Origin of the sequence: Streptomyces sp. CG 926 (assembly GCF_003148825.1) — a bacterium.
Taxonomy (GTDB): domain Bacteria; phylum Actinomycetota; class Actinomycetes; order Streptomycetales; family Streptomycetaceae; genus Streptomyces.
The window spans coordinates 68,289-74,288 of sequence record NZ_QGGZ01000024.1 but is presented as its reverse complement, the minus strand read 5'-3'; the positions used below and the strand labels follow the sequence as shown (position 1 = coordinate 74,288).

Below are 6,000 nucleotides of genomic sequence, written 5' to 3'. Positions count from 1 at the left end.
CCGCCCACTGCTCATCTGAAAGATCCCCTCGCCCCACACCGAGATCATCACGGCACAGGGCGAGACACGGACCCCAGTTCTAAAACACGGCCTAGGCCCGGTGGTCGCGGGCGTTCGCGGGCCTTCGCGGGCGTTCGCGGCCGTTCGCGGTCACTCCGGCCGGAAGGACTCCACGGCCGCCGTCAGGTTCGCGCGCACCGCCGTGCCGTCGGTGGCCGGACCGGCCGCCAGCAGCGCCCACCGCTTCCCGTCCTGGGCGACGGTGATCCGCTCGATCGCGCGGCGGCGTCCGTGCGACTCCTGGTTGTCGTACTCGTACACCAGCTCGCAGGACCCACCGGGCGTCGGATCGAGGGAGATCTCCTGGTAGCCGGACCGCCGCTGCCCGAGGTCCTGCGAGGAGATCCGCAGCAGCTCGCACGTTCCGACGCTCTCCGGCTCGCCGACGCGGAAGATCTGGAGCAGCGCGCTGCGGTCCCCGGGCCGGCGGTAGAAGGAACCGCTGCCGTCCTCGTCGAGGCTGCGCTCCCAACCCGCCGGGACGGCGACCGAGAAGCCGCCCCCGTCGCGGACCACCGTGTACGGCGGCGGGACCGAGGGTGATCCGGAGGGCGGGGACGACGAGCCGGTGCTCGGAGCCGTGTTCGGACCCGTCCCGGACGGCGCGGTCGGGCTTCCCGAGACCGAGGGGGCCGCGGCGGGCGCCTTCGGCTCGTCGTCGCGCAGCACGAGCCACCCGGCCACGGCGCAGCCGCCCACCACCGCGGCGCCGAGGGCCACGAGCAGCGGGACCTTCCGCGACCGGTGCGGTCCCGGAACGCCCGGGCGGCCCGGGCCCGGGCCGCCCGGGCCGCCGCCCCCCGGTGGGCGCGGCGGGTACGAGGGCGGGGGCGGGGGCGGCTGCTCGGCCCACTCCCAGCGCTGCGACTGCGGGTTCCAGTGGGCACCGCCGCCCGTGGCCACGGGTCAGCTCCCCAGCGCGGCGAGCAGCCCGCCGAGGGCGGCGGCCGCGTTCACCGAGTCCACCAGCGGGGCCCAGCGCTGCAGCGCGGCCCGCAGCCGGGCGGGCAGGCCGGGCCGGATCTGACCGGCCTCCTCCAGCTCCCCGGCGGCCTCGTCCAGCTCGGCGTCGAGCGCCGAACGGTCGGCGCTGCGGGGCAGGCGGACGAGGGCGGCGCGCAGCTCCCGTACGGCTTCCAGCAGTTCCGCCGCGCCCGGCGCGCCGGCCCCCGTACCGCTTTGGTTGACGGTGGTGTTGGTGATGTCGCTGCCGCCGATGCTGAAGGCGCTGCCTTCGATGCGGTCGATCCGCACCTCGCCGGTTCCCCCGTCGTGCGTCACTGCCGCTCTCCCCTGTCCGTGTGGTGGCTCGTCCGATTGTTGTGTCCGCTGCCGCCGATGCTGAACGCGCTGTGGCTCACCGACTGGATGTAGACCCCGCCCTCCGCCACGGTGACCGCCCGCTGCGCGAACTCCTCCGTGTGCCAACCCGCTTCGTGCAGGGCCGCGGTCACGCCGCCGACGATCCGGTCCTGGATGGTCTTCAGGTACCGGTCGAGGTCCATCAGCTGGAACAGCGAGGCGTCCTCCTGCGCGGCCAGCTCGCGTACCGAGACGGCCGGGCCGGCCGGGAGCGCGCCGCCGTGGCCCTCCGTGGCGATCTGCCACGGCCCGCGGCCGCCGCTCGACAGGGTGGAGAGGGCCTTGGAGAGCGAGCGCGGAGCATGCCGCAGCGCCCAGACCGCCTTGGCGAAGGGGTTGTTCCGCAGGTGGCGCCGGGCCACGTCGTCGGCTTCCTGGAACTGGGGCCGTACGGGCAGCAGCACGTGCGGCGCCACCTCCAGCATCAGCATCCCGCCCTGGGTGTGGACGCGTACGAAGACGGTGATGACGAGGTCCTCGTCCCAGCCACCGACCCGTACCCGCAGGAAGTGTCGGCGGCGCTCGCCGCCCTCCTCCACGGCGCCGGCCCGGTGCGCGTCGAACGCCCGGTCCGAGAGGTCCGGCTCGTGCCCCGCGGGCAGCCCGGAGGCCGGCAGGAACACGCACTCGTCGACGACCAGTTCCCGCAGCCGGTCCAGTACGGCCCGCTCGGCCTCCGGCGAGCCGTGCGGCGACGGGACGCGCAAGGCCTCCAGCCGTGGCCGGATCCGGGCCACGATCCGCTCGTTGTCCAGCGGTTCGGGCTCGACGCCGTCCGCGGCGGGGCGCAGCTCGACCGACAGGTGCCAGGGGCGGTAGGCCGCGCCGGCGCCGCAGAACGGGTCGTCGACGTTGTAGACGACCAGGCGGCTGTGCTGGGTCCGCAGGATCCGCTCGCGGGTCCGGGCGAACCGGCGGCCGGAGGCGGGGTCGGCGTTGGGGTCGGCGTACCGCGCCCGGCTGAGCGAGGTGCTGATGACGCGGGCGAAGTGGCCCCGCTGGAGGCCGACGACCAAGGTCAGCAGGGCGAAGACGATCAGGGCGGTCCAGGCGTACGCGCCCGCGATCGCGTGGCCGAGCTGCGGCAGCCCGAAGAGGAGGGCGAAGGGCTCCCGCTCGATCCCCCGCAGGATGTGCTCGTAGAGCATGAGCGAGTCGTCGGACCCTCCCACGTGCGTCGCGCCTTCGAGCGCGCCCTGCAGCACGCCCAGGCCGACGCCGAGGAGCAGCGCGTAGCCGCAGCCGCGCAGCAGGAGTTCCAGGAAGCGGCTGCCGCGCCCCGTCCTCTCCCGGCGGCGCGCGATCCGTCCGGCGCCGCTGAGGAAGCCGGCCGGGAGGAGCAGGAAGAGCAGGAGCGGCTGGGCCAGCAGCAGGCCGAGGCCCCAGACCGCGAGGACGGCCGAGGCCCAGGCCACTTCGGCGCGGCGGGCCTGGAGCGCGTGGGCGAGGACGCGGGCCGCGTCGAAGCCGTAGGAGGGCGCAACGAAGCGTTCCTCGTGCACGTAGAGCTCTTCGATCACCCGGTCGCGGTACGCGGCGTCGAGATAGCTGCCGGCGCACAGCAGCCGGCCGGCTTCGCTGAGCGAAGGGTGCACAGGAGTTCTGTCGTCCGCGGTGCTGGTCACCGAATCCCCCTTTCGGTGTGCGGAGGGAAACGATAAGGCGATCATCAGCGACGTGACAGGTCCGATCACGCCAAAAGGCCCCGGCGTGATGCGCCGGGGCCTTTCGGGAAGAGCGGATCGGGTCGGGCGACCGGATCAGATCAGGCCGAGCTCGCGAACCGCGTCGCGCTCCTCCGCCAGCTCCTGGACGGAGGCGTCGATGCGGGTGCGGGAGAACTCGTTGATGTCCAGACCCTGGACGATCTCGTACTTGCCGTCCTTGCAGGTGACGGGGAAGGAGGAGATCAGACCGGCCGGGACGCCGTAGGAGCCGTCCGACGGGATACCCATCGAGGTCCAGTCGCCCTCGGCGGTGCCGTTGACCCACGTGTGCACGTGGTCGATGGCGGCGTTGGCGGCCGAGGCGGCCGAGGACGCGCCACGGGCCTCGATGATCGCGGCGCCGCGCTTGGCGACGGTCGGGATGAAGGTGTCGGCCAGCCACAGCTCGTCGTTGACGACCTCGGCGGCGTTCTTGCCGGCGATCTCCGCGTGGAAGATGTCCGGGTACTGGGTCGCCGAGTGGTTGCCCCAGATGGTCAGGCGCTTGATGTCGGAGACAGTGCTGCCGGTCTTGGCGGCGAGCTGCGAGATCGCGCGGTTGTGGTCCAGGCGGGTCATCGCGGTGAAGCGCTCGGCCGGTACGTCCGGGGCGGCGGCCTGCGCGATGAGCGCGTTGGTGTTGGCCGGGTTGCCCACGACGAGGACCTTGATGTCGTCCGCGGCGTGCGCGTTGATGGCCTGGCCCTGCGGCTTGAAGATGCCGCCGTTGGCGGCGAGCAGGTCGCCGCGCTCCATGCCCTTGGTACGCGGGCGGGCGCCCACGAGCAGCGCGACGTTCGCACCGTCGAAGCCCTGGTTCGGGTCGTCGAAGATGTCGATGCCGGCGAGCAGCGGGAAGGCGCAGTCGTCGAGCTCCATGGCGGTGCCCTCAGCGGCCTTCATGCCCTGGGGGATCTCCAGAAGACGGAGCTTGACCGGCACGTCCGCGCCGAGCAGGTGACCGGATGCGATGCGGAAGAGCAGCGCGTAGCCGATCTGGCCGGCGGCGCCGGTGACGGTGACATTCACGGGAGTGCGGGTCATGGCCTTCTCCGTTAGACAGCTGGCGGTGGGGCGTCCCTGCCCCATGTGCTGGGAGGACGCCGCTCCCCAGTAAATCTTGACGTGAAGAGACATCCGCGGTCAGGCTATCCGACCCGGGACCGGGCTAATCCCCGGGTCCCTGTGGTGCACGGCACACATACCCCGATGTTCGAAGGTGCGACGGGGTCCCGGACCGCTGTTCGGCCAGGCGGAACCGGCCCGACCGGCGCGTCCGGTGCCCCTCGATCGACCTGACACGGCCTTCGCCGTGTCACCGCACGGTGAAGCGGACCGCACTCTCCATGAACGGGATCACCAGCCACGGCTTGGGCGCCGCCATGACCAGCGCGAGCAGCGTGATCGCCACGCCCAGCAGCCCGTACGTGATCATGTCCGTGAAGCGGGAGCGGACCGCGAGCATCCCCACCGAAGGCAGCACGCGCCGCATCACGGAGGCCGCGATCAGCGCCACACCGATGGCCAGGCAGCCGACCCGCGGATGCCCGAAAGCCGTGGCCAGCAGCCCGACCGCGGTCGCGGCGAGCACGCTGAGCATCGGCCACTGGCGGGCCGGCGTGGACACGGCCCCGGGGACGGCGCGACCGCTGCCCTCGGGGCGGGCGGTGTCCCGGGTGATGGAGGGGAAGCGACGGGACCTGACCACCGGTTCGGCCCCGGCGGCCGTATCGGCGCCGGCGGCCGTATCGGCACCGGCGGCCGTGTCGGCACCGGCGGCCGTGTCGGGTGCGCCGGGTGCGATGGGCGTGGCGGGCGCGATCGGGGCGACGGAGGTGCCGTTCGCCTTGGCCGCGCCGCCGCCCGCCGCGTTCTCCGCGTCCGATTCAGCCCGCACTGGTGGTCCGTTCCGCCGCCTCGACGACATTGACGAGGAGCTGGGCCCGGGTCATCGGGCCGACCCCGCCCGGGTTCGGCGAGATCCACGCGGCCACCTCGGCCACGCCGGGGTGCACATCGCCGACGATCTTCCCTTCCCCGTCCCGGCTGACGCCCACGTCGAGCACGGCCGCGCCGGGCTTCACGTCCTCCGGCTTGACCAGGTGCGGGACACCGGCCGCCGCGACGATGATGTCCGCCTGGCGCAGCTGCGCGGAGAGGTCGCGCGTACCGGTGTGGCAGAGCGTCACGGTGGCGTTCTCGGACTTACGGGTCAGCAGCAGCCCGATGGAGCGCCCGACGGTGATCCCGCGGCCCAGGACGACGACGTGCGCGCCGTTGATGCCGACGTCGTGGTGACGCAGCAGTTCGACGATCCCGTACGGGGTGCAGGGCAGCGGTCCCGGCTCGTTCAGCACCAGCCGGCCGAGCGACATGGGGTGCAGGCCGTCGGCGTCCTTCAGCGGATCCATCAGCTCCAGGACCCGGTTGGTGTCGATGCCCTTGGGGAGCGGGAGTTGGACGATGTAGCCGGTGCACTCCGGGTTGTCGTTGAGCTCGCGGACGACCGCCTCGATGTCCTCCTGGGAGGCCGTCCCGGGCAGTTCGCGCTGGATGGAGGCGATGCCGACCTCGGCGCAGTCCTTGTGCTTGCCGTTCACGTACCAGCGGCTGCCCGGATCGTCACCGACCAGGAGGGTGCCGAGGCCGGGGGTGATACCCCGGGCCTTCAGGGCCGCCACTCGGGCGGTCAGTTCGGACTTGATCGCTGCGGCGGTGGCCTTGCCATCGAGAATCTGGGCGGTCATGACCCCATCCTCCCGGATGAGGCGGCCCCGGTTCCAGTCACGGCACTCGCGGAGGCTCAGGGTTCATTGCACTTGCACAACAAGTCACGGCGCGTAGCCCGACCGGCTGGACAAGTAACGACCGG

6 protein-coding genes are annotated in these 6,000 nt (G+C 72.6%); all 6 read right to left on the bottom strand.

From position 1 onward, the window contains the following. Positions 1-150 precede the first annotated feature (150 nt). Positions 151-963 carry a hypothetical protein gene (locus BCL76_RS39355; protein ID WP_181382895.1) on the bottom strand — a complete coding sequence of 271 codons (813 nt, stop codon included), beginning with the start codon at positions 961-963 and terminating at the stop codon, positions 151-153. A 3-nt stretch (positions 964-966) separates the two neighbouring features. Beyond that, positions 967-1,341: a hypothetical protein gene (locus tag BCL76_RS37610; protein ID WP_109783992.1), complete on the bottom strand. Its 375-nt coding sequence runs from the start codon at positions 1,339-1,341 to the stop codon at positions 967-969. Beyond that, the gene (locus tag BCL76_RS37605; protein WP_258310144.1) at positions 1,338-3,047 is read right to left on the bottom strand and encodes a hypothetical protein; all 1,710 of its coding nucleotides are present in this window, start codon (positions 3,045-3,047) and stop codon (positions 1,338-1,340) included. The genes BCL76_RS37610 and BCL76_RS37605 overlap by 4 nt, the downstream gene beginning before the upstream one ends. 135 nt (positions 3,048-3,182) lie before the next feature. After that, complete coding sequence (locus BCL76_RS37600) at positions 3,183-4,172, bottom strand: malate dehydrogenase (protein WP_030763176.1); 990 nt, start codon at positions 4,170-4,172, stop codon at positions 3,183-3,185. Positions 4,173-4,443: 271 nt separating this feature from the next. Continuing rightward, complete coding sequence (locus BCL76_RS37595) at positions 4,444-5,025, bottom strand: DUF3017 domain-containing protein (protein WP_258310143.1); 582 nt, start codon at positions 5,023-5,025, stop codon at positions 4,444-4,446. Next, a complete protein-coding gene (locus BCL76_RS37590; RefSeq protein ID WP_030763170.1) occupies positions 5,015-5,875 on the bottom strand; it encodes a bifunctional methylenetetrahydrofolate dehydrogenase/methenyltetrahydrofolate cyclohydrolase in 861 nt (286 codons plus the stop codon). The genes BCL76_RS37595 and BCL76_RS37590 overlap by 11 nt, the downstream gene beginning before the upstream one ends. Between the last annotated feature and the right edge of the window lie 125 nt (positions 5,876-6,000).